Here is a 20,751-nt window from a genome sequence, read left to right on the forward strand (position 1 = left end):
ACCGGGCGTCACCCACCGGAACGGGGACCGCACTCCCGCTCCTGCCCCGTTCCGGGACCGTACTCCCGGGCCCAGCCCCGCCCAGCGGCGGCGGCTCACCGCCCGGCTCCACGTCCGGCGGAGGCACCGGCGCGGCGTTCATCACGATCAGGTTTCAGCCATCCGCTCAAGGCTTGCCCTGCAGGCATGTAATCGATTCCAATCGTGGGAACACATCGATGTAATCGATTCCACGAGGAGGTGGAGCGACTGTGCCGAGCATCAAGGACGTCGCCGCCGAGGCAGGCGTGTCCGTCGCCACTGTCTCGCGTGTCCTGAATGAGCACCCTTCGGTCAGCGAGGACGCGCGGGCGCGGGTGCTGGCCGCCGTCGCGTCGCTCGGGTACCGGCCCAACGCCGTGGCACGGTCGCTGCGCACCGACCAGACCCGCACCCTCGGCCTCGTGATCAGCGACGTACTGAACCCGTACTTCACCGAGCTCGCGCGGTCCGTGGAGGAAGAGGCGCGGGCACTGGGGTACAGCGTGATCATCGGGAACGCCGACGAGCGGCCGGACCTGCAGGACCACCACGTACGGACGCTGCTGGACCGCCGTATCGACGGACTGCTGGTCTCGCCCACCGACGGCGGGTCGCCGCTCATGCTGGACGCCGCCCGGGCCGGGACACCGATGGTGTTCGTGGACCGGTGGATCCCCGGCGTCGACGTGCCGGTGGTGCGGGCGGACGGGCGGGGTGCCGTACGGGACCTCGTCGTGCACCTGCACCGGCTGGGGCACCGGCGGCTGGCGATCATCGCCGGGCCGGCGGCCACCACGACCGGGCAGGAGCGTGTGGAGGCGTTCCGCGAGGCGCTGGCGGAGTGCGGCCTCGACCTGCCGGACCAGTACATCGGCCAGGGTGACTTCCAGGCCGCCAGCGGCCGGCGGGCGACCGAGCGGTTCCTCGACCTCGCCGAGCCCCCGCAGGTCGTGTTCGCGGCGGACAACCTGATGGCGCTGGGGGCCCTGGACGCCGTGCGCGCCCGTGGTCTGCGCGTGCCGGACGACATCGCGCTCGCCGCGTTCGACGACATCCGCTGGTTCGTGCACACGGACCCGCCGATCACCGCGATCGCCCAACCCACGGGCGAGCTGGGCCGGGCCGCCGTGCGCGCGCTCGTGGACCGCATCGAGGGGCGGACGCCGCGATCCGTGACGCTCCCTGCCCGGCTCGTCGTTCGCCGCTCGTGCGGCGAGACCCCCGTCACCGAGACCCCCATGACCGAAACCCCCGTGACGAACAGGAGCCAGTCGTGAGCGACCCGGACGAGTTGCTGCGCATCGAGGGCATTCGGAAGACCTTCCCCGGGGTGGTCGCGCTGGACCGCGTCGACTTCGACCTGCGGCGGGGCGAGGTGCATGTGCTGCTCGGTGAGAACGGCGCGGGAAAGAGCACCCTGATCAAGACGCTGTCCGGTGCCCACACACCCGACGAGGGCCGCGTCCTGGTCGGTGGTGAGGAGGTCCGCATCCATGGTGCGCAGGACTCCGAGCGACTCGGGATCGCCACCATCTACCAGGAGTTCAACCTCGTCCCCGACCTGACGGTCGCCGAGAACATCTTCCTCGGGCGCCAGCCGCGCCGGTTCGGGATGATCGACCGGAGGAGGATGGAGGCGGACGCCTCGGAGCTCCTGGAGCGCGTCGGCGTCAGCGTGTCGCCCCGCGCGCGGGTGCGCGAACTCGGCATCGCGCGCCTGCAGATGGTCGAGATCGCGAAGGCGCTGAGCCTGGACGCGCGGGTTCTGATCATGGACGAGCCGACCGCCGTGCTGACCTCCGAGGAGGTCGAGAAGCTGTTCGCGATCGTGCGCAAGCTGCGCGAGGACGGCGTCGGGATCGTCTTCATCACCCACCACCTGGAGGAGATCGCCGCCCTCGGGGACCGCGTCACGGTCATCCGGGACGGCAGGTCGGTCGGGCAGGTGCCTGCCTCCACACCGGAGGAGGAACTCGTCCGGCTGATGGTGGGCCGGTCCATCGAGCAGCAGTACCCGCGCGAGCGCGCCGTCCCGGGCACCGCTCTGCTGTCCGTGGAGGGGCTGTCCCGGGACGGTGTCTTCCACGACGTCAGCTTCGAGGTGCGGGCCGGCGAGGTCGTCGGCGTCGCGGGGCTGGTCGGGGCGGGTCGTACCGAGGTGGTCCGGGCGGTCTTCGGAGCCGATCCGTACGACCGCGGTTCGGTCCGCGTCGCCGGGGCCTCCTTGAAGCGGCACGACATCGGCGCCGCGATGACCGCGGGACTCGGGCTGGTACCGGAGGACCGCAAGGGTCAGGGGCTGGTGCTCGACCAGTCGGTGGAGGAGAACCTCGGACTCGTCACCCTCAGGTCCGCCGCCCGAGCCGGGATCGTCGACCTCAAGGCCCAGCACCTCGCCGCCGCGCGGATCGCCGGGCAGCTCGGCGTACGGATGGCCGGGCTCGGTCAGCAGGTGCGCACGCTGTCCGGCGGCAACCAGCAGAAGGTCGTCATCGGCAAGTGGCTCCTGGCCGACACCAAGGTGCTGATCCTCGACGAGCCCACCCGCGGCATCGACGTCGGCGCCAAGGTCGAGATCTACCAGCTCATCAACGAACTGACGGCGGCCGGGGCCGCCGTCCTCATGATCTCCAGCGATCTGCCCGAGGTGCTCGGGATGAGCGACCGGGTGCTGGTGATGGCCCAGGGCCGGATCGCGGGCGAGCTGTCCGCCGACGAGGCCACGCAGGACGCGGTCATGTCGCTGGCCGTGAGCAATCCCCCTACCGAACTGGAGGCCCCCCGTGGCCGCTGAAACGCTCAAGAGCGGTACGGGCGCCGGTGGCGCCGCGGCGTTGCGCCGTCTGCTGCTCGACAACGGCGCACTGACCGCGCTGATCGTCCTCGTCATCGCCATGTCGGCGCTGTCGGGCGACTTCCTCACCACCGACAACCTGCTCAACGTCGGTGTCCAGGCGGCCGTGACCGCCGTCCTCGCCTTCGGTGTCACCTTCGTGATCGTCTCGGCGGGCATCGACCTGTCGGTCGGTTCGGTGGCCGCGCTGTCGGCGACGGTGCTGGGGTGGAGCGCCACGGCGCACGGAGTGCCGGTGGTCCTCGCGGTGCTGCTGGCACTGGCGACGGGTGTGGCCGCCGGCCTGGTGAACGGTTTCCTGATCTCGTACGGCAAGCTGCCGCCGTTCATCGCGACGCTCGCGATGCTGTCGGTGGGGCGTGGTCTGGCACTGGTGATCTCGGACGGCTCGCCGATCGCGTTCCCGGGCTCGGTCTCCCACCTGGGCGACACGCTCGGCGGGTGGCTGCCGGTGCCGGTGCTCGTCATGGTGGCCATGGGACTCATCGCGGCGTTCGTCCTCGGCCGTACGTACATCGGCCGCTCCATGTACGCCATCGGCGGCAACGAGGAGGCGGCCCGGCTCTCGGGTCTGCGGGTGTCCAGGCAGAAGCTCGCGATCTACGCGCTGTCCGGTGTGTTCGCCGCGGTCGCCGGTGTCGTCCTGGCCTCCCGGCTCTCCTCCGCGCAGCCGCAGGCCGCCACCGGGTACGAGCTGGACGCCATCGCCTCCGTCGTCATCGGCGGCGCCTCCCTCTCCGGGGGTACCGGCAAGGCGTCGGGGACGCTGATCGGCGCGCTCATCCTCGCGGTGCTGCGCAACGGGCTGAACCTGCTGAACGTCTCCGCGTTCTGGCAGCAGGTCGTCATCGGTGTCGTCATCGCCCTGGCGGTGCTGCTCGACACCGTGCGGCGCAAGGCCGGGGCCGCGCCCACGGCGATCGGGGCACCCGGCGGCGGACGGGGCAAGCAGGCCGCCACGTACGGGCTCGCGGCCGTCGTCGCCGTGGCGATCGTGGGTGCGACGTCGTTGCTGCACGGCGATCCGAAGTCCGGCACCCAGAAGATCGGTCTCTCGCTCTCCACGCTCAACAACCCGTTCTTCGTGCAGATCCGGGCGGGTGCGCAGGCCGAGGCTGCGAGCCTGGGCGTGGACCTGACGGTCACCGACGCGCAGAACGACGCCTCGCAGCAGGCCAACCAGCTGCAGAACTTCACCAGTTCGAAGCTCGGGGCGATCGTCGTCAATCCGGTGGACTCCGACGCGGCGAGCAACTCCGTGCAGGCCGCCGGCGCGGCGAGGATCCCGGTCATCGCCGTCGACCGGGGCGTCAACAAGGCTGAGGTGAACGCCTTGGTCGCCTCCGACAACGTCGCCGGCGGTGCGCAGGCCGCGAAGGCCCTCGCCGAGAAGCTCGGTGGCAGCGGGAAGATCGTGGTCCTCCAGGGGCTGGCCGGTACCTCCGCCGCGCGCGAGCGGGCCGAGGGCTTCGCCAAGGGACTGGAGGCGTACCCGGGGATCGAGGTCGTCGCGCAGCAGCCGGCCGACTTCGACCGGACGAAGGGGCTCGACGTCATGTCGAACCTGCTCCAGGCGCACCCGGACGTCCAGGGTGTCATCGCCGCGAACGACGAGATGGCGCTCGGCGCGGCGAAGGCGCTCGGGTCCAAGGCCGGCGGATCCGTGCAGGTCGTCGGCTTCGACGGAACTCCCGACGGGCTCAAGGCGGTCGAGCAGGGGACGCTGTACGCCTCCGTGGCCCAGCAGCCGTCGCAGCTCGGGAAGATCGCCGTGGACAACGCGGTCAAGGCGATCAGGGGTGAGAAGGTCGAGCAGACCATCAAGGTGCCGGTGAAGGTGGTCACGAAGGAGAACGTGGCCGGGTTCAGCGGCTGAGACGGGGAAAGGGGTGGCCGGGGTGCCCGCGGATGCGGCGCTCCGGCTGCCCCGTTCCGGATTTCCTGATTGGGGAGTTTCATGTACGACTACGACTACGACGTCTTGGTCGTCGGTTCGGCCAACGTCGATCTCGTGATCGGTGTCGAGCGCAGGCCCGCAGCCGGGGAGACGGTGCTCGGGTCGGACCTCGCCGTCCATCCCGGCGGCAAGGGGGCCAACCAGGCGGTTGCCGCCGCACGGCTCGGGGCGCGCACGGCGCTGCTCGCGCGGGTCGGGGACGATGCCAACGGGCGGCTGCTGCTGGAGTCGCAGCAGAACGCGGGGGTCGACACGGAGGGAGTCCTGGTGGGCGGGGCCCCGACCGGCGTCGCGCTGATCACCGTCGACCCGTCGGGGGACAACAGCATCGTGGTGTCGCCCGGCGCGAACGGGCGGCTCACGCCGGAGGACGTCCGGGCCGCCGGGCCCCTGCTCCACGCCTCGCGGGTGGTCTCGGCACAGTTGGAGATCCCGTTGGAGTCGGTCGTGGAGGTCGTACGCCAACTGCCGTCCGGCACGAGGTTCGTGTTGAACCCTTCGCCACCGCAGCCGCTGCCGGCCGAGGTCCTGGCGGCCTGCGACCCGCTGATCGTCAACGAGCACGAGGCCCGGGTGATCCTGGGCGGCGGGACCGTCGGCGACGATCCCGCCGCATGGGCACGGGAGTTGCTCGCGAGCGGACCCGCATCGGTCGTGGTGACACTCGGTTCGGAGGGCGCGTTGGTGGCGTCCGCCGAGGAGGAGGCCGTGCGGGTCGCGCCGGTGAAGGTCGACGCCGTCGACACGACCGGTGCCGGTGATTCCTTCACGGCCGCACTGGCCTGGAAGTTGGGCGCGGGCGCCTCGCTCGTGGAGGCCGCCGCGTACGCCGCTCGGGTGGGCGCCGTCGCCGTGACCCGGCGGGGGGCCCAGGAGTCGTTCCCCACCACCGAGGAGGTCGAGGCGCTGTGAAGAAGGGCGGGATTCTGAATCGCCATCTCGCCGGAGCCATCGCCGAGTTGGGACACGGTGACCAGGTACTCCTGTGCGACGCGGGGATGCCGGTTCCGGACGGACCCCGAGTGGTCGACCTCGCGTTCCGGGCGGGGATCCCGTCGTTCGAGGACGTACTGGCCGGACTCCTCGACGAGTTGGTGGTCGAGGGGGCGCTCACGGCGCAGGAGGTACGGGAAGCGAACCCCGCCGCGGACGAACTGCTGACCGGCACCTTCGCCGAACTGGCCTACGTGCCGCACGAAACGCTCAAGGAGCTCAGCACGGGGGCGCGCCTGGTGGTGCGCACCGGGGAGGCCCGGCCGTACGCGAACGTGCTGCTGCGGTGCGGAGTGTTCTTCTGACGGGCTGGTGCGTGATTCGTGGGCTGGGCTTGATCGGCCACGAACGGCATCAGCAGGAGACGACCCGGCCGCTGTGCCTCGGTTCAGACAGGTCAGCGGTGCTCGGGGTTCTCGAAGTCGAAACGGCAGCCGGCGTCCCACGCGGAACGCTGGTTGCCGTGGGCCGGGATGCCGCCGGCGTCCTTGAGCATCCTCGCCAGGTGGAGCTGGCTCCAGGTCATGAAGGTGGTGTTGCGGTTGGTGAAGTCGTTCTGCGGGCCGCCGGAGCCCGGGTCCAGGTAGGACGGGCCCGGGCCGGCCTCCCCGACCCAGCCGGCATCGGCCTGCGGGGGGACGGTGTAGCCGAGGTGCTGGAGGCTGTAGAGCACGTTCATCGCGCAGTGCTTGGCACCGTCCTCGTTGCCGGTGATCAGACAGCCGCCGACCCGGCCGTAGTAGGCGTACTGCCCTTCGGAGTTGAGGATCGACGAGCAGGCGTACAACCGCTCGATGACCTTCTTCATCACCGACGAATTGTCGCCCAGCCAGACGGGCGGAACACTCTGGCACCATAGCTGACCTGCGGCGTAGACAGCCAGACCTTCGTGGCCTTCCAGGGGCGCACGGGATACGAGAACTCCGCACACAACAGCGGCACCGCCTGAACGGTGCCGCTGTACAGGAAGGCGGACACCCCAGATCCCGCAGCATTCTCCACGTGCACCATTCACCGAACGTACTGGCGGACCCGTCTGTCACACGTTTCGGGACCACAGAATTTGAGCGGGCCGGGCACGATCCCGACCGAATCTCCTTCGTCCGCACCCTTCGGGTCGTCCGCCACCAGGTCACCACCCAGACTGCTCTTTCCCCCCTCCCGGCTCGCCCGCGCCGTCACACACAGCCTCCGCGAGATCGCTGAACGGCTCTTGCCGCCACGGCGGTTGCGCGCCAATCCCCGCGTCATCAAACGCAAGATGTCCAACTGGGCCCTGAAACGCGGACACCACTACAACCCGCCTCGCCCGGACGTTCCCACCGTGACGCTGGTCGGGCCGACCAAGACCAGCCCGACCCGCCGGAAAGCAACCTAAATCACCGGTATTACGCCTAGATGCGCTGCTCGGGCCGCTCGGGCGAGGTCAGTTGGGGTGTTGGACACGGCGGACTCCCGGTGGTGTTCACGGGGTCCGGCCTACGCCAGGCGACCTGTCGCGCGGCTCGGCTGCTCCCGTCAGGTTGGGATCCGGCCTACCGCCAGCGATCGTTCCGCCGACGTGGCTGGTTCCGTTTGAGACCCGGCCTCACCGCCAGCGGCTGGTCACATTATGCACCCGGGTTCGCTAGTGCGCGGGGGCCGAACCATGGACCCGGGGTCCAGCCCCGGTACGGCACCGGACAGCCGAAGGCCCGGCTGCTCCTCGCAGCCGGGCCTGGGTGATGTGGAGTCAGGCGGTGCCCCGCGCCGAGAACCGCGCGTTCAACTTCTCCAGCTTGGCCAGGTAGGCGGCACGCTTCGCCAAGGCTGCGGCGCCATCATCGACCGGTACGCTCTGCTCGGGCGTGACTGCGTCCAGAGCGTTGGGGCCGACCTCTTCGATGTCAGACACCACAGCAGCGCCCGCGTCGAGATCGAGGACGTCGGCAGCTTCGGGGCCGGCGTCGAGGATCTCGTCCACGTCTACAATCACGTCGCGCGCACCGAGCCCCGGCTGGTCGGCGAACCACCCACCGGCCAGGTCCATGACCATCTCGCGGGCGTCCACCGGGAAGTACTCGACCCCCCGGATGGAAATCCACCCCTCCCCGTCCAACCCGGCCAAGACGTGCTGCTCCAGCTCCCTCGCGGCTCCGGCAGGGAGCCCGATCATCCGAAGGTGCTGCGCAGTCAGGCCATCCTCCTTGTGCTGCTCCAGCCGCCTGTATCCGGTGCCCGAGCTGACACCAGGCTTAGGGCCTGTCCGGCGGATCTTGGCAGATCAGCGCGCGGCGTTGGGCGCCTGGCTGGGCGTGCGCCCGAGTCGGCCTCGTACTGGACGTACTTGGGCGATTCGGGCGTGCGTCCAGGCGGGATGCCCGGCGTCGCGCGCCTGGCAAGATCCGCCGGACAGGCCCTAACGGTGTACGCATCCGTCACCAGGTCCCGACCGCTCACGACGTAGTAGACATCGTGAGCCGGATTCGCGTGGCCGTACGTTCCCGGGGGGCACTCGGGGCAAGACCAGCGCTTCCCTGTTGGCCGGAGCGCGAACTCATGCCCCATGAAGCACATGGCGGGGTATGCGGCGTTGGCCGACTTCCACTCGGTGGCAAGCACGGTCATACCGAAGCCCTTCGCCTTGTCCGAGAACTCGGCAAGCAGGTCCAGTTTGTTACACGCCCCGCAGAAGGATGGACGGAACTCGGTCTTGCCGTACGAGGGGTAATTGCTGAAGATCACCACAGTGTGGTTCCGGCGGCATTGGACGTGAACCGTGTCAGCCTTCTCTCCGAAGTTGCTCCGGATGATCCGAGCCTCAGTCTCCGCGCAGAGATCCGCCGCACGAGACAAGAGCTTCCGGTAATCCTCCTCCTCCCAGCACGTACGGCACAGGAGGCTCCCGCGAAGAACGCTTTGATGACGTCCGTGCACGGTGGAGGCATGTCCGGCCTCGCATACGGCATCGAACAGCTCATCGTGGGATTCGTCGGCCTGCCCGCCGGTCGGTTTCAGCGTCACGTGCTGCTTCTCTGCGAGCGCAAGAAGCGCGCTGCGGCGGGAGGCGATCTCATCTGCGTAGCAGCATTCGGAGCACAACGGTTGGCCGGGTGTGCGATACCCGCGGCTTCCGTCAAGCAGCAGGTTCATGGCTATGACCGTGAAAATATGCCCATCGACGCACTTGAGGTCCGAGTAACCCCTAAGCCCGTTCCACTGAATCACGGCCAAACCCTGGTCATCCACGATCGCCGTGAACAGCTCCTCAAGCGCCCTGAAGTGAGCTGCGGCTGCCTCGATCGCCGCGGCCGACGCCGGGTACTGGTGTGCCATGCCGAGCACGCTTCCTTCCTAGTAGCTCGTCGCGACTAAGTATTTTTCTTCTTGGTGGAGTTGGGGTCGGGCTGGCTCCCATGTCGCTTCCGTTCGGCTGGCAGGGGTGCCGTGTCCTCGCAGAAGAAGTGTCCGGTTGCGTTGAGTGCCGAAGATCGTCGGGCGTTGGTGCGGGTGACGACGACGGGGGTCCGCAGCGCGTCGATGATCAGGCGGGCGCGGGTGCTGCTCGCGTTGGACACCTCGGTCGGCGAGCACCGGCTTCGCCGTGCCCGCACTGCGCGATGCCGCTGACCGCGGAGCACCTCACCAGCGTGCTCGGCCCCCGCGACCGCATCACCGTCACCTGCCCGCGCTGCGGGCCCGCCCACAACCGCCCCGCCGGCCAGACCCCGCCGACCGTCCACGCCCCCACCGCCGTCCACCCCGGCCAGACCTTCACCCTCACCGTCGACGGCCCCGAACGCGGCCTGCTCGCCGTCCACTTGCGCCCGCGCAGCAGCTACGCCCACACCACCACCGACCTCGCACCAGGGCCGCTGACCGTCGACCTCGACGTCCCCACCGACCTGGTACCCGAACTCGACCGGCTCTGGCTCGTCCACGCCGACCGATTCCACCTCTCCCTCCACCAGCGGCGCGTGCCCGTCCTGCCCACCGGGTGCAACCCTGACAGCAGTACCCGCACGTCGTAACCCCCGGCCAGCGCACGCAGTTGGCCCGAACACCACCACCCAGCGACGAAAGCGAGACCCCAGTGACCGTGATCTGGATCAACGGCCCCTTCGGCGGCGGCAAGACCACCTGCTCCACCACCCTGCAGCAGGAACTGCCCGGCGCCGTCCTCTTCGACGCCGAGGAGGTCGGCTTCCTCCTGCGCCAGGTCTTCCCCGGCAAGTACAAGGACTTCCAGGACAACCCGGCCTGGCGCCCCCTCGTCGCCCAGTTCGCCGTCCACTGCCACCGGGAGAACGACGACCACCCGGTGATCATCCCGATGACCCTGCTGCGCCAGCCCTACGCCGCCGAGATCCACGGTGCCATCCGGGCCACTGGCATCCCGCTCCAGCACCTCCTGCTCCACGCCGACCCGGACACCGTCAGCGCCCGCATCGACGCCAGCGTCGAGTTCCCCGACGACGAGGCGCGCAGCGAGAAGGTCCGCGCCTTCCGCCGCCGCAAGCTGCCGGTCTACACCGAGGCGTACGACGGCTGGCTCGCCGCCGACACCGAGGTCATCGACACCACCCACCTCACCCCCCGCCAGGTCGCCGACCAGGCGTTGAAGACCATCGGCGCCCTGTGACCACCACCGTCTCCGAGGCGACAGCGCGCCTCACTGGGCCGGCCGAGGTCGTCGCCGACCTCAGCTGGCCCGGCACCACCGCGACCGTCCGCCTCCTGCGCCGCCCCTCAGGCCAGCACCTCGTCCTCAAGGCGAACAGCCACCCGGACTGCTTCACCCGCGAGCTGCACGCACTGCACACCTGGACTCCCGCCCTCGACACCGCGGCACCCCAACTGATCGACGCCGACGAGGACGCCCGAGTGCTGCTCATGACCGCACTGCCCGGCATCCGTCTCGACCTCGCCACCCTCACCACCGCCGAACTCGACTTCGCCCTGGCCGCCATCGACCGGTTGGAGACCCTGCCCCCGCAGAAGTCCCAGCCCTCCCACCTGGACCTCACCGCCCGCAACCTCCTCGCCGACACCGACGAACGCGGCCGAGTGCGGATCGCCGTGATCGACTTCGAGACCAGCCGCTACGAAGCCGCCGGCCGGGACTTCCTCCGCATCACCCAACGCACCCTGCGTACCCGGTCCGACCTCTCCGTCGCCTTCTACAACGGGTACGGCCGACAGCCCACGGAGGACGAACAACGCCTCATCCGATGGTGCGGGACCGGGGACGCCGCCGCCATCGCCGTCACAGCTGCCGCCCACGGCCACGACGACTTCTCCCGCGAGGGCCACACGGCACTTCGCGCCGCCATGGCCGCCACGTAGCCTTCGCTCGTTCCGCGAAGCTCCAGGTTTGTCGTTGTGTTCTCGTCCTACCTACCCTGCCGTCACCGAAGGCGGCTTCATCGAACTGGAGGCGGCTGGACAGCCGGTGCTGTGGCATCGCTCTCCTGACGGCGCGCGGACTGGCTCAGCCGGTGGCCCTGAACCGGCGGGACGGGAGCACTCGTTCCAGCCAGACCGCGTTCGCGCGGGCGGCCTTCAAGGCGGCGTGAACCTTCGGTTCGTCCTCGACGCGGGGGGCCTCTACACAGGCCAGTAGCCCCTCGATGGTGGTTTCGGGGCTGCTGGCGTCGATCTTGGGTTCGAAGGCGTCGATCTGGGCTGCCGGGCTGAACGCTTTGACCGCTTCCAGGGCGAGGTTGGCCTTGTCGCCGAAGTGCCGGAACAGGGTGACCTCGTTGACACCGGCCGCGGCCGCGATCTCCTTTGTGGTGATCGCGGCCATGCCCTGCTCCCCCGCAAGCGCCAGGAAGGCGGTGAGGATCTTCTTCCGGGTCTGATCCGCACCCAAAGTTCAGCTCGCTTTCGTTGTCGTGGCAGGCGCCTGGGCACAGTAGTGGGCCCGCCCCACGGCTGACGAGTCCCGTCGTCGGGCATCAGCGGTGCCCAGCGGCCGTGCTGCCCGTCAGCCGAGGACCCGCGTCCCGCGGTTTCCCCGGGAACACGCGCGCCGTGGCCCGCCAGCGCTCGGGCGCCGACCCGGACGAGGGGGCCGCCACCAGCCCACCTCGGACCTAGAACGTGCATGCAGGCACTTGCAAGCCTATGCCGTGGCGAAGGTCGGGTTCGTTTCGGGGATGTCCTCCGCTGTCCGCCGCAACGGCCGCTCGGCGGCTGACGGCGGACAGGCTCGACGCAGGCACTACGTCGGAAGGGGTGTCGGCTGCTCGGCCGGGCGAGGGGTGTCCGCCCGCGCTGATGCCGCGGTTGCGATACCGCCGGACACGTCGGCCGGCGGCACCCCCACTGGTGGGGGCGGACCCAGTCGCAGCCGAGCGGCGAGCCGGCGGTAACGTCCGGCGTTCTACCGGGTGAGGGTGTGGACGGCGTGGAGCCGGTCCTGGGCCTGGCCGATGGCGAGGGTGAAACGCAGGAGCAGGACTCCGTCGACGGCGTCCTGCCGGCACTCGCCAACGTACCTGAGGCGAAGGCCGACTGCGGTGATGAGGAGGGCCAGGGTGCACCGGTCGGCCCGGGCAAATCGGCAAGCACCATGCGGATCACCGATTGGCCCCGGAGGCCTGGGCGATCTGACAACACCGGGCCCCTGACCTGTCTATCGGGCGTTCTGTGCCAGGTAGGCGCGGTAGGCCTCGGAGACCTTCTCCAAGTAGCGCTTCGCCGCCGCGCGCTCGCTCTCGTCCAGGCCGCGGGAAGCCTCGTAGAGCAGTTCCAGCAGTGGGGCGAGTTCGCCCATCACGTGGGTGAGGCCGCTGTCGGTGACGTCCAGGACCTGGCGGCGGCCGTCGCTCGGGTGAGGGCCCCGGGTCATGTGGCCCTCGGAGACCAGCCGGTTGACGGACTGGGTGCCGGCGGCACTGGTGACACCGAGGCGCCGCGAGAGCTCGACCGGGCCGATCGGCTCACCCGCACCCCGGGCCATGATCACGTGCTCGACGGCCTCGACGTTGGTGAGCGGCATCCTCAGGCGCTCGGCCAGGACCGCGCGGGCGAGCTGGGTCAGCGTGAGCACGTCGCGCAGCGCCCGGGACAGGTCGTCGCCGACCGGTGCGCCATGCGGGCGCACGGCTTCACGCTGACCGGAATCCGAATCCGGCCCGGCTCCGAATGACTGGTGTTGCGCCATGAGGAGAAGTCTGCCACGGTGAGAATCGCTAAGTAACTTAACGACTTCGAGGGTGCGTTTCCGTGTCCCCTTCCCCGACCCGGCACGCCGGGCCACCGTCCACCGACCACTCGTCCCCCGGCGGCGGTCCCCTCGGGAGACCGAGGGCCACCGCCTGGACGGTCCTGCTCCTGACCGTGATCGGGCTGGCAGCGGCGTTCGCGCTGGGGCCCGGTGACGCCACCACTACAAAGGCAACCGGGACCGGCCTGCCCGCCTCGTCCCAGTCCGCCCAGGTCGCCGAGATTCTCAAGACCTTCCCGTCCGGTGCCGCCGCCCCGGCGATCGTGGTCTACAGCAACACCGACCACAGCCCCCTCACCGATACCCAGCGGGCCGCCATCGGTGGGCGCGCGACGCCGCTCGGTGCCCTGGGCCTGGCACCCACCACCGCGGCCCCCAGGTTCGTCGACGCCACCGTCGCGACCGTCGCCGTCGTCCTGCCCACCGGAGCCGACGACCAGGAGAACACCGCCGCCGTCGACCGGATCCGAGCCGTCGCCGCGCAGGACCTGCCCGCACCCCTGCGCGCCGAGGTCACCGGAGGGCCCGCGGTCCGCGCGGACATCGGAAAGGTCTTCGCCGGCGCGGACACCAACCTGCTGATCGCCACCGCCTCGGTCGTCGCGGTCCTGCTGATCGTCACCTACCGCAGCCCCGTCCTGTGGCTGGTCCCGCTGCTCGTCGTCGGCGCCGGGGACCGCACGGCCGCGATCCTCGTCGGTGTCCTCGCCCCGCACGCCGGTGTCCAGGTCGACGCGTCCGCCGCCGGAATCCTGTCCGTCCTGGTCTTCGGTGCCGGCACCGACTACGCCCTGCTGCTGGTCTCCCGCTACCGCGACGAACTCCACCTCACCGAGGACCGGTTCACCGCCATGGCCCGCGCCTGGCGCGGCACGGCCCCGGCCGTCCTGGCCAGCGGGACCACCGTCGTCCTGAGCCTGCTGACCCTCCTCGCCGCCGAACTCACCGGCAACCGCGGCCTCGGCTTCGCCGGCGCCGTCGGCATCCTCACCGCGATGCTCTTCGGCCTGGTCGTCCTGCCCGCCGCCCTGGTCCTGCCCGGACGCCGACTCTTCTGGCCCCTCGTGCCCAAGGTCGGCACCCCGGTGACAGCCGACCGCCGCGGCCTGTGGTCGCGCATCGGCCGCTGCGTCGCCAAGCGCCCCGCCCGGGTCGCGCTCGCCGGAACGGCGGTGCTGCTGCTCCTCGCCTCCGGCGCGCTCGGCATCGACACCGGGCTCGCCCAGGCCGATTCCTTCCGCAAGACCCCCGAATCCGTCCTCGGGCAGCGCACCCTCGCCGCCGTCCAGCCCGCCGGCGCCACCGACCCCCTCACCCTCCTGTCCACCACCACCGCGGCCGACCGGGTCACCGCCGCCGCACGACAGGTGCCCGGCATCGCCTCCGTCACCCCGACGAGCCGCACCGACCGGTGGGCCCGCGCCGACGTCATCCTCGACGACGCCCCCGGCACCGCCGCCTCCGACCGCACCATCGAGCGGCTACGCCACGACATCGCCACCGTGAGCGGCGCCGACGCCCTTCTCGGCGGCACCACGGCCCAGGCCTACGACACCGCCCGAGCCAACGCCCACGACACCCGCATCGTCGTCCCCCTCGTCCTCACGATCGTCCTGATCGTGCTCATCGCCCTCCTCCGCGCGCTCATCGCCCCGCTGCTGCTGGTCGCCACCGTCATCGCCTCCTACTTCGCCGCCCTCGGCGCGAGCTGGACCATCTTCCGCACCGTCTACGACTTCCCGGCCCTGGACACCAACGTCCCCCTGCTGTCCTTCCTCTTCCTCGTCGCCCTCGGCGTCGACTACAACATCTTCCTCATCGCCCGCACCCGCGAGGACACCGTCGCCGGCCACGACACCAGACGCGCCGTCCTGCGAGCCCTCGCCTCCACCGGCGGCGTCATCACCAGCGCCGGCATCCTGCTCGCCGCCGTGTTCGCCGTCCTCGGCGTCCTGCCCCTGATCACCCTCACCCAGATCGGCGTCATCGTCGGCATCGGCGTCCTCCTCGACACCCTGCTGGTGCGCACCGTCCTCGTACCCGCACTCGTCCTGCTGACCGGCCGCCACTTCTGGTGGCCCGGCCGCCCCGAAACCCCCCGACCGAGGGCCCACCACGACTCCACGTGAGCCCGGCCCGGGGCGCGCCCATCCGGCGCGCCCCGGAGAACCGGCCGACTCCCACTGCCCCCAGCACCGCCCCGAAGGAGGCGTTCATGACCACCACCGGCAAGGCCCCCGACACCCCGGCGGGCGCCGCTTCATCCGCTGGCCGTCGGCGCCGGTGGGGCCTGGTCGCGATCAGCCTCGGCGTGTCGCTGATCATCGTGGACTCCACGATCGTCAACGTCGCCGTCCCCAGCATCATCGATGACCTGCACATCACCTCCAGCGACGCCCAGTAGGTGCAGGAGACCTACACCCTGGTGTTCGCCTCCTTCCTGCTCCTGGCCGGGCGTACCGGAGACCGGGTCGGGCGCCGCCGGGTCTTCCTGACCGGCACCGCCGTCTTCGTCGCGGCGAGCGTCGCCGCGGCTACGGCCCCCAGCGGGCCGGTGCTGATCGGCAGCCGACTCGTCCAAGGGCTCGGCGGCGCGATGATCCTGCCCACCTCGCTGTCGCTGATCAACGCCACCTTCCGGGGCCGCGAACGCGGCCAGGCGTTCGCCGTCTGGGGATCGACCATCGGCGGCACCGCCGCCCTGGGACCGCTGCTGGGCGGCTGGCTCACCACCCACCCGTCCTGGCGCTGGGCGTTCGGCATCAACCTGCCGCTCGGCGCGCTGGTGGCCGCAGGCGTCCTGCTACTGGTCGCCGACAGCCGCGACGACAGAGCCGAACGCGGCCTCGACCTCCTAGGAGCGGTGCTGTCCGTCGTCGGGTTCACCAGCATCGTCTTCGGCCTCATCGAAGGCCGCACCTACGGCTGGTGGCACCTCGAGCAGCCCTTCTCCGCGTTCGGTACGCGCCTGGACAGCGGCCCCTCCCCCGTTCCCGTCGCCTTCGCCCTCGGCCTCGTCGCACTCGCCGCCTTCGTCGCCGTCGAACGGCACCGCAACCGCCGCCACCTCACCGCCCTGGGCGGCCTCCTACCGGTCCACGCTGCTGTCCGCCCCGCCGCAGACCGTCGCCGCGGTCATCGAGACGGCGGCCACCTCCCCTCGGCCCCGCACCCGCTACGTCGTGACCCCCGCGGCCAAGGCTCTGGTGCACGCGCGCCGGCTCTTCGGCGCCAAGCCCTTCGACGCCTACCTGCGGCTCCAGTTCCGCAGCGGCAGCTGAGCACCAGCCTCGGCGGCGAGCCCCCACCCGCGATCCCCGTCCGCGGCGCGAGTCGCAGCGATGTCGCCACCCGCCGCACGGCTGCGGTCGGGACCGATCGTCCGTGTGCAGGTTTCTACCGCACAGGCGCGTCTTGACCAAGGTGCGGAGCCCGGCGGCCATCGCGGAACTGGAGGCGGAACTCGTGGAGGTCTCCGTAGTACCGCAGCCGAACCGCAGGTAGCAGGACCCTGGTAACCCGCCGGGCCGCCGGTTCACACCGGCGGCTCGGCGGAAGGGTTGCCGGGTCACCGAGCCTGGTGGAGGCCCTGCACGAGCCGTCCAGCAGCGGTGGGCTCGGTGTTGAAGAGCGGCCGTGGCCGACGTCCTTGCGCGGACGGCGGCGGTGGCGCCGCCCAGACAGGCTCCGTTCTACGGCTCCTCGGCGACCGGTGCAGGCCGGTAGTCGAGGATGACGGCGCCGGAGTTGAAGGACGTCGTCGCGGCGAGCCTCCACGACGTGAACCCAGCGCCCTCGGGGAACAGGCGTTTACCGGTGCCGACGACGACGGGGTGGATCCACAGCTTCAATTCGTCGAGGAGCCCGAGTTCGATCAGCGAGTTCGTCAGCTCGCCGCTGGCGTAGACAAGGATGTCCCTGTCGTACCGTTCCTGGAGCTTGGCGACCTCGGTCGCCAGGTCACCGCGCACCACTGTGGAGTTGGTCCACTCGGCTTGGTCGAGCGTTGTGGACACGACGTGCTTGGGCATCGTGTTCATCCGGGCGGCGAACTCGCCTTCGGTCTCCTCCAAGTGCGGCCACGCTGCGGCGAAGCCCTCGTAGGTGATACGGCCCAGGAGCAGGGCGTCGCTGGCGAACAGTTGGCCATGGGCGTACTTGGCGTGGTCGGCGTTGAAGTACGGGCCGGTCCAGACCGGGTGTTCCATGACGCCGTCCAGCGACAGGAATGTCAGCGCGACGATCTTTCCCATGGTGTTTCCTCTGGGCTCACATACCGTTGAAGATTTGCCGGATCTCGGCCTTGCCGCTCCACACCGGCCAGTGCTTCCGGTGGACCTCGAAGAAGCGCTCGGTCCAGGCCACGACCTCCTCGACCGACTCGACGTCGTAGATCGTGTAGGCGGCGACGGTCTCGGCCGGGCTCTGCTCGAACTCGGAGCTGACCGTGATCTCGCCCCCGGCCAGGGTGACCAGCGTCGAGCCGTCCAGCGGCGCCAGGCCTCCGGTCTCGACGAAGACGCCGGCCGCCACGGCCTCGGCGCCGAGCTCGCCGATCGCAGTGAACAGCTCGGTGGGCGGCATGCCGAAGTCGCCGTCGCTCTTGAGCAGGATCAGGTAGCGCATGGTGGTTCCCCTTCGTGGATGTTCTCAGGGCTCTGTGATGTCACGGAGCATCCGGTGCTTCAGGTCCTTCGTCCCTGTGCGTCGCTGTGACCAGCCTGTCCGGCGTCAACCACTCGAACAACGAGCGATACTGGAACCCGTGTTTAGCCGGCTTCAACACTCGGACCGACGCAGGGAGGGCTCGTGCTGGAACGTCTGGAGCTGGAGGCGTTCCTCACCCTGGCCGAGGAGTTGCACTTCGGGCGCACCGCAGAGCGCCTGCACGTCAGCACCGGCCGGATAAGCCAGACCATCAAGAAGCTGGAGCGGCAGATCGGTGCGCCGCTGTTCTACCGCACCAACCGCAGCGTACGCCTCACCCCGCTGGGACACCTGCTGCACGAGGACATCCGTCCCGGCTACGAGCAGATCCGAGCCGGCCTGGACCGCGCGACGGAAAGCGTTCGGCACCAGCACACTGTCCTGCGCGTCGGCTTCGTCGGCGCGGCGGCCGGGCAGGTGGCCCACCAGGCCAGCAACCTGTTCTCGAAGCGCGAACCCGGCAGCCGTGTCCACGTCCGCGAGGCGCAGGTCGTCGACGCGGTCGCCAAGCTGCGCGCCGGCGACATGGACGTCCTCATCCTGAGCCTGCCCCTGCCGGGCCCCGACCTGGTCATCGGCCCGCTGCTCATCTCCGAACGCCGCATGCTGGCCGTGCCCGCCACCCACCCCCTCGCCTCACGAACGAGTGTGACGATGGAAGACCTCGCGGACGTCCGTCTCCTGCGTCTGGCTGGCGCGCTGCCCGGCGACTGGCCGTCCGACCGCTGGCCCGAGCGGACTCCCTCGGGCAGGGACATCCCCGGCGGGCCCCCGTTCGAGACCTTCCAAGAGGCCCTGCAACTCATCGGCGCGGGCAACGGCGCCTACATCGTCGGCACACAAGTCACCCGGTTCTACACCAGGCCGGACGTCGCCTTCATCCCGCTGTCCGACGCGAAGTCCATCGACTGGGCACCCGTCTGGCTCCGTTCCAACAACACCTCGGCCCACCGGGCCTTCGCGCACTGCGCCCAGGAAGCCGCCAACCGCATCTACCTGGCTGCCACCCACGAATGACCGAGGCGTGGTCCTACAAGTGGCGCCGCCGACCGGCCGAGCCCACGAAGCGCGAGGAGTGACGGCCCGCGAGCCCTCGGTCTCCACTGTCTTCTCCGACCTCTCAGCCCCCCAACGGCGTGTGGCTGGACGCGGGATCTCCGGCCATGCCAATGACACACGTCGCCACTGGTCAAGGGCCCGCAACGACGACGGGCAGGCGCAGCGCCACCGCGTCCGCGAGGCGTTCGAACTCGGCGCGGAGGAAGGGGGCGGCCAGACGTGCGAGTCCGTTGAACCTCAGTGACGCCCGGTAGACGACCACCGTGCGTTCCTCGGAGGCCCGGATGGCGATGTCGTCGGTGGCCTCGACGGTCCGGTTGTGGCCGACGAACACCAACCGCTCGGGGCCGTAGTGCTCCAGGCGGTAGAGGAGTTCGGTACGCCGCCCCCGGAACCGTGAGACGTTGCGCCAGCGCGCCCCTTCCGCCACGGGGCCGGGGTCCAGGCGGGTGCAGCTCTCGGTGCCCGGGTCCCACTGCGGTGTGTTCCCGAAGTCCGCCAGGTAGCGCATGACCTCCCCCACCGGTCGGTCGACGAGCATGGTGCGCTCCACACTGATCATCGGCTCTCCCTTCGAGTTCTGCCTGCCCGGTCAGCGGGCTTGTACCCCCTTCTTCGGTGCGGACGGCCTTTCGGATGGTGGGCGCGCGCCCGATCTCCTGGGGCCGGTTCGCGGCCACGAGCCGGGCGCGGTCGCGCTGGAGGCAGCCGGTCACCCAGCGTCCACCGCCGTGCCGCGGCTCGTGGACCAAGTCTGCTCTGGCGGCCTTCGTCCACCGTCGGCCGGTTGGGGAGCGGGAGGAGATGTCACCCGTTTCGGCGGCATGGGCGTGACGCGGCGCCGAGGGCCGCAGAGGCGCACTCAGCGGTCAGCCGGCGCCATTGGGGTGCGGTGCGCAGCGTCGTGTGGCCGCCCATGGCCATGGGTACGGCCTCGACAGCGGCCCCCGCAGTGGCAGCGCGGCGGGCGAGCTCCCATGTCATCACCGCCGGGGGTGGCGTGGTCGGCCCGGCCGTGCAGGAGAAGGAGCTGCTTGGCCCTGAGCCGGTGCACGGGATCGTCAGGCGGGCACCAGGGGGCCAGTGCGACGACGCCGACCACGGAGGCCGCCAGCGGCGGCCATGGCGGCTCTGGCTCCCGTGGAGTGGCCAACCGGGAGCAACGGAGCGTGGGGCGAGTACTTCGAGGGCGTCGGTGACGGGGTCGGTGTCACCGGCCCCGTTCCGGCCGCTGTGGCGGTAGCGGACGGACGCGACGACGGCGTCGGGGAGGGGAGCGTGTAGGGCCCGGGCAAGCAGCAGCGCGCGCAGGGCCGGCGGGTCAGTGCAACGGGGCGGCGGTGCGAGGCCGCGCGAGCGGCCGCCGGGCGGCAGGAGCACCCCGGCGCCGGGCACGGCGGGCCGGTGGTGGATCCGTAGCGGCCAATTGGGTGGCGGCATCGGGCCTCTGGTTCGCTGCCGAGTACGCGGGTACGGCGGGGTGGCCGGATGCTCGCGGCGGGCCTGGCCGTGTTGCCTCAACTGCCCTGGGGGCTCGGAGAGGCTGCCGTCCACAGATCCGGGGCGTGCCGTCGGCGGGCAGCGGTCAGGTGGGGCCCTTCGCGCCAGGACGACGGCAGTCTCAGGTTGTCTGTCGCAGCAGCTTGGCCTGCATGGTGGCCAGGTGATCCGTTGCCGGCCAGCCTGGTAGCCCGTGTATCCGCCGGGCCCACGGCGGAAGTAGTGCCCTCGGTGGTACCTACGTGGAACCCGTGTCGGACGACGTCAGGTTGTCGGTGGTCGGCGACACCGGATGTGTCGGTGGCTCGCCCATCTACGCGAGGCCGACAGGCTCGCCATTTTCAGTTCAACTCTAGTGTCCTGAGTCCTTGATCCGTCGTTGGTCAGTGCATGGGACGTCCTGGGCCGAGGCTGGCCGAGCTGGTGTTGTCGGATCACGAGCGGCAG

19 protein-coding genes and 1 pseudogene are annotated in these 20,751 nt (G+C 70.4%); 12 read left to right on the forward strand and 8 right to left on the reverse strand.

Annotated elements, in window-relative coordinates:
- Positions 1–251 precede the first annotated feature (251 nt).
- The 5 genes from ACFY2K_RS31850 (at position 252) to rbsD (ending at position 6,130) form a co-directional block, all read left to right on the forward strand.
- Positions 252–1,298: a LacI family DNA-binding transcriptional regulator gene (locus ACFY2K_RS31850; RefSeq protein WP_380524991.1), complete on the forward strand. Its 1,047-nt coding sequence runs from the start codon at positions 252–254 to the stop codon at positions 1,296–1,298.
- Positions 1,295–2,815 (forward strand): sugar ABC transporter ATP-binding protein, encoded by a 1,521-nt coding sequence (locus tag ACFY2K_RS31855; protein WP_380524990.1) that lies wholly within the window; start codon positions 1,295–1,297, stop codon positions 2,813–2,815. Before ACFY2K_RS31850 ends, ACFY2K_RS31855 begins: the two co-directional genes overlap by 4 nt.
- A complete protein-coding gene (locus ACFY2K_RS31860) occupies positions 2,805–4,751 on the forward strand; it encodes a substrate-binding domain-containing protein (protein ID WP_387716141.1) in 1,947 nt (648 codons plus the stop codon). The genes ACFY2K_RS31855 and ACFY2K_RS31860 overlap by 11 nt, the downstream gene beginning before the upstream one ends.
- Before the next feature lie 81 nt (positions 4,752–4,832).
- Positions 4,833–5,744 carry a ribokinase gene (locus tag ACFY2K_RS31865; RefSeq protein WP_387716142.1) on the forward strand — a complete coding sequence of 304 codons (912 nt, stop codon included), beginning with the start codon at positions 4,833–4,835 and terminating at the stop codon, positions 5,742–5,744.
- Positions 5,741–6,130 carry a D-ribose pyranase gene (gene rbsD, locus ACFY2K_RS31870; RefSeq protein ID WP_380524987.1) on the forward strand — a complete coding sequence of 130 codons (390 nt, stop codon included), beginning with the start codon at positions 5,741–5,743 and terminating at the stop codon, positions 6,128–6,130. The genes ACFY2K_RS31865 and rbsD overlap by 4 nt, the downstream gene beginning before the upstream one ends.
- Positions 6,131–6,222: 92 nt before the next feature.
- Here rbsD and ACFY2K_RS31875 read toward each other — a convergent pair.
- From ACFY2K_RS31875 to ACFY2K_RS31885, 3 genes and pseudogenes are all read right to left on the reverse strand, one after another.
- Positions 6,223–6,663: pseudogene (locus tag ACFY2K_RS31875) on the reverse strand (flavodoxin family protein); the annotation flags it as partial.
- An 894-nt stretch (positions 6,664–7,557) separates the two neighbouring features.
- Positions 7,558–7,980: a hypothetical protein gene (locus tag ACFY2K_RS31880; protein ID WP_387716143.1), complete on the reverse strand. Its 423-nt coding sequence runs from the start codon at positions 7,978–7,980 to the stop codon at positions 7,558–7,560.
- A 17-nt stretch (positions 7,981–7,997) separates the two neighbouring features.
- Positions 7,998–9,140, reverse strand: coding sequence for a hypothetical protein (locus ACFY2K_RS31885; RefSeq protein ID WP_387716144.1), 1,143 nt, complete (start codon positions 9,138–9,140; stop codon positions 7,998–8,000).
- A gap of 284 nt (positions 9,141–9,424) precedes the next feature.
- Between ACFY2K_RS31885 and ACFY2K_RS31890 the strand changes: the two genes are divergently transcribed.
- The 3 genes from ACFY2K_RS31890 (at position 9,425) to ACFY2K_RS31900 (ending at position 11,150) form a co-directional block, all read left to right on the forward strand.
- The gene (locus ACFY2K_RS31890) at positions 9,425–9,835 is read left to right on the forward strand and encodes a hypothetical protein (RefSeq protein WP_387716145.1); all 411 of its coding nucleotides are present in this window, start codon (positions 9,425–9,427) and stop codon (positions 9,833–9,835) included.
- Positions 9,836–9,897: 62 nt separating this feature from the next.
- The gene (locus ACFY2K_RS31895; protein WP_387716146.1) at positions 9,898–10,446 is read left to right on the forward strand and encodes an AAA family ATPase; all 549 of its coding nucleotides are present in this window, start codon (positions 9,898–9,900) and stop codon (positions 10,444–10,446) included.
- The gene (locus ACFY2K_RS31900) at positions 10,443–11,150 is read left to right on the forward strand and encodes a phosphotransferase (protein WP_387716147.1); all 708 of its coding nucleotides are present in this window, start codon (positions 10,443–10,445) and stop codon (positions 11,148–11,150) included. The genes ACFY2K_RS31895 and ACFY2K_RS31900 overlap by 4 nt, the downstream gene beginning before the upstream one ends.
- 145 nt (positions 11,151–11,295) lie before the next feature.
- Here ACFY2K_RS31900 and ACFY2K_RS31905 read toward each other — a convergent pair whose 3' ends face one another.
- On the reverse strand, positions 11,296–11,679 hold the full coding sequence (locus ACFY2K_RS31905) for a TetR/AcrR family transcriptional regulator (protein ID WP_387716148.1): 384 nt from the start codon (positions 11,677–11,679) through the stop codon (positions 11,296–11,298).
- A gap of 765 nt (positions 11,680–12,444) precedes the next feature.
- Entirely contained in the window at positions 12,445–12,915 is a 471-nt protein-coding gene (locus ACFY2K_RS31910; RefSeq protein WP_380586446.1) for a MarR family winged helix-turn-helix transcriptional regulator, read from the reverse strand.
- Between the two features lie 236 nt (positions 12,916–13,151).
- Here ACFY2K_RS31910 and ACFY2K_RS31915 point away from each other — a divergent pair, with 236 nt between their 5' ends.
- The 3 genes from ACFY2K_RS31915 (at position 13,152) to ACFY2K_RS31925 (ending at position 16,456) form a co-directional block, all read left to right on the forward strand.
- Positions 13,152–15,167 carry an MMPL family transporter gene (locus ACFY2K_RS31915; protein WP_387716150.1) on the forward strand — a complete coding sequence of 672 codons (2,016 nt, stop codon included), beginning with the start codon at positions 13,152–13,154 and terminating at the stop codon, positions 15,165–15,167.
- 86 nt (positions 15,168–15,253) lie between these two features.
- The gene (locus tag ACFY2K_RS31920; RefSeq protein ID WP_387716152.1) at positions 15,254–15,442 is read left to right on the forward strand and encodes a hypothetical protein; all 189 of its coding nucleotides are present in this window, start codon (positions 15,254–15,256) and stop codon (positions 15,440–15,442) included.
- Entirely contained in the window at positions 15,443–16,456 is a 1,014-nt protein-coding gene (locus ACFY2K_RS31925) for an MFS transporter (RefSeq protein WP_387716154.1), read from the forward strand.
- A 274-nt stretch (positions 16,457–16,730) separates the two neighbouring features.
- On the opposite strand, the gene ACFY2K_RS31930 is transcribed toward ACFY2K_RS31925, so the two are convergent.
- Together ACFY2K_RS31930 and ACFY2K_RS31935 are read right to left on the reverse strand one after the other, a co-directional pair.
- On the reverse strand, positions 16,731–17,291 hold the full coding sequence (locus ACFY2K_RS31930) for a dihydrofolate reductase family protein (RefSeq protein WP_387716156.1): 561 nt from the start codon (positions 17,289–17,291) through the stop codon (positions 16,731–16,733).
- A gap of 16 nt (positions 17,292–17,307) precedes the next feature.
- Positions 17,308–17,664 (reverse strand): YciI family protein, encoded by a 357-nt coding sequence (locus tag ACFY2K_RS31935; protein WP_380524977.1) that lies wholly within the window; start codon positions 17,662–17,664, stop codon positions 17,308–17,310.
- A gap of 183 nt (positions 17,665–17,847) precedes the next feature.
- Here ACFY2K_RS31935 and ACFY2K_RS31940 point away from each other — a divergent pair, with 183 nt between their 5' ends.
- Complete coding sequence (locus tag ACFY2K_RS31940; protein WP_387716158.1) at positions 17,848–18,762, forward strand: LysR substrate-binding domain-containing protein; 915 nt, start codon at positions 17,848–17,850, stop codon at positions 18,760–18,762.
- Positions 18,763–18,934: 172 nt separating this feature from the next.
- Here ACFY2K_RS31940 and ACFY2K_RS31945 read toward each other — a convergent pair whose 3' ends face one another.
- Complete coding sequence (locus ACFY2K_RS31945) at positions 18,935–19,366, reverse strand: SRPBCC family protein (RefSeq protein ID WP_380586434.1); 432 nt, start codon at positions 19,364–19,366, stop codon at positions 18,935–18,937.
- Positions 19,367–20,751: the final 1,385 nt, after the last annotated feature.

Source organism: Kitasatospora sp. NPDC001309 (assembly GCF_042896295.1).
Lineage (GTDB): Bacteria > Actinomycetota > Actinomycetes > Streptomycetales > Streptomycetaceae > Kitasatospora.

Coding starts and splice junctions, on each gene's coding strand:
- ACFY2K_RS31865 (WP_387716142.1), top strand. CDS start 4,833: ATGTACGACTACGACTACGACGTCTTGGTCGTCGGTTCGGCCAACGTC.
- ACFY2K_RS31880 (WP_387716143.1), bottom strand. CDS start 7,980: ATGATCGGGCTCCCTGCCGGAGCCGCGAGGGAGCTGGAGCAGCACGTC.
- ACFY2K_RS31885 (WP_387716144.1), bottom strand. CDS start 9,140: ATGGCACACCAGTACCCGGCGTCGGCCGCGGCGATCGAGGCAGCCGCA.
- ACFY2K_RS31890 (WP_387716145.1), top strand. CDS start 9,425: ATGCCGCTGACCGCGGAGCACCTCACCAGCGTGCTCGGCCCCCGCGAC.
- ACFY2K_RS31920 (WP_387716152.1), top strand. CDS start 15,254: ATGACCACCACCGGCAAGGCCCCCGACACCCCGGCGGGCGCCGCTTCA.
- ACFY2K_RS31930 (WP_387716156.1), bottom strand. CDS start 17,291: ATGGGAAAGATCGTCGCGCTGACATTCCTGTCGCTGGACGGCGTCATG.
- ACFY2K_RS31935 (WP_380524977.1), bottom strand. CDS start 17,664: ATGCGCTACCTGATCCTGCTCAAGAGCGACGGCGACTTCGGCATGCCG.
- ACFY2K_RS31945 (WP_380586434.1), bottom strand. CDS start 19,366: ATGATCAGTGTGGAGCGCACCATGCTCGTCGACCGACCGGTGGGGGAG.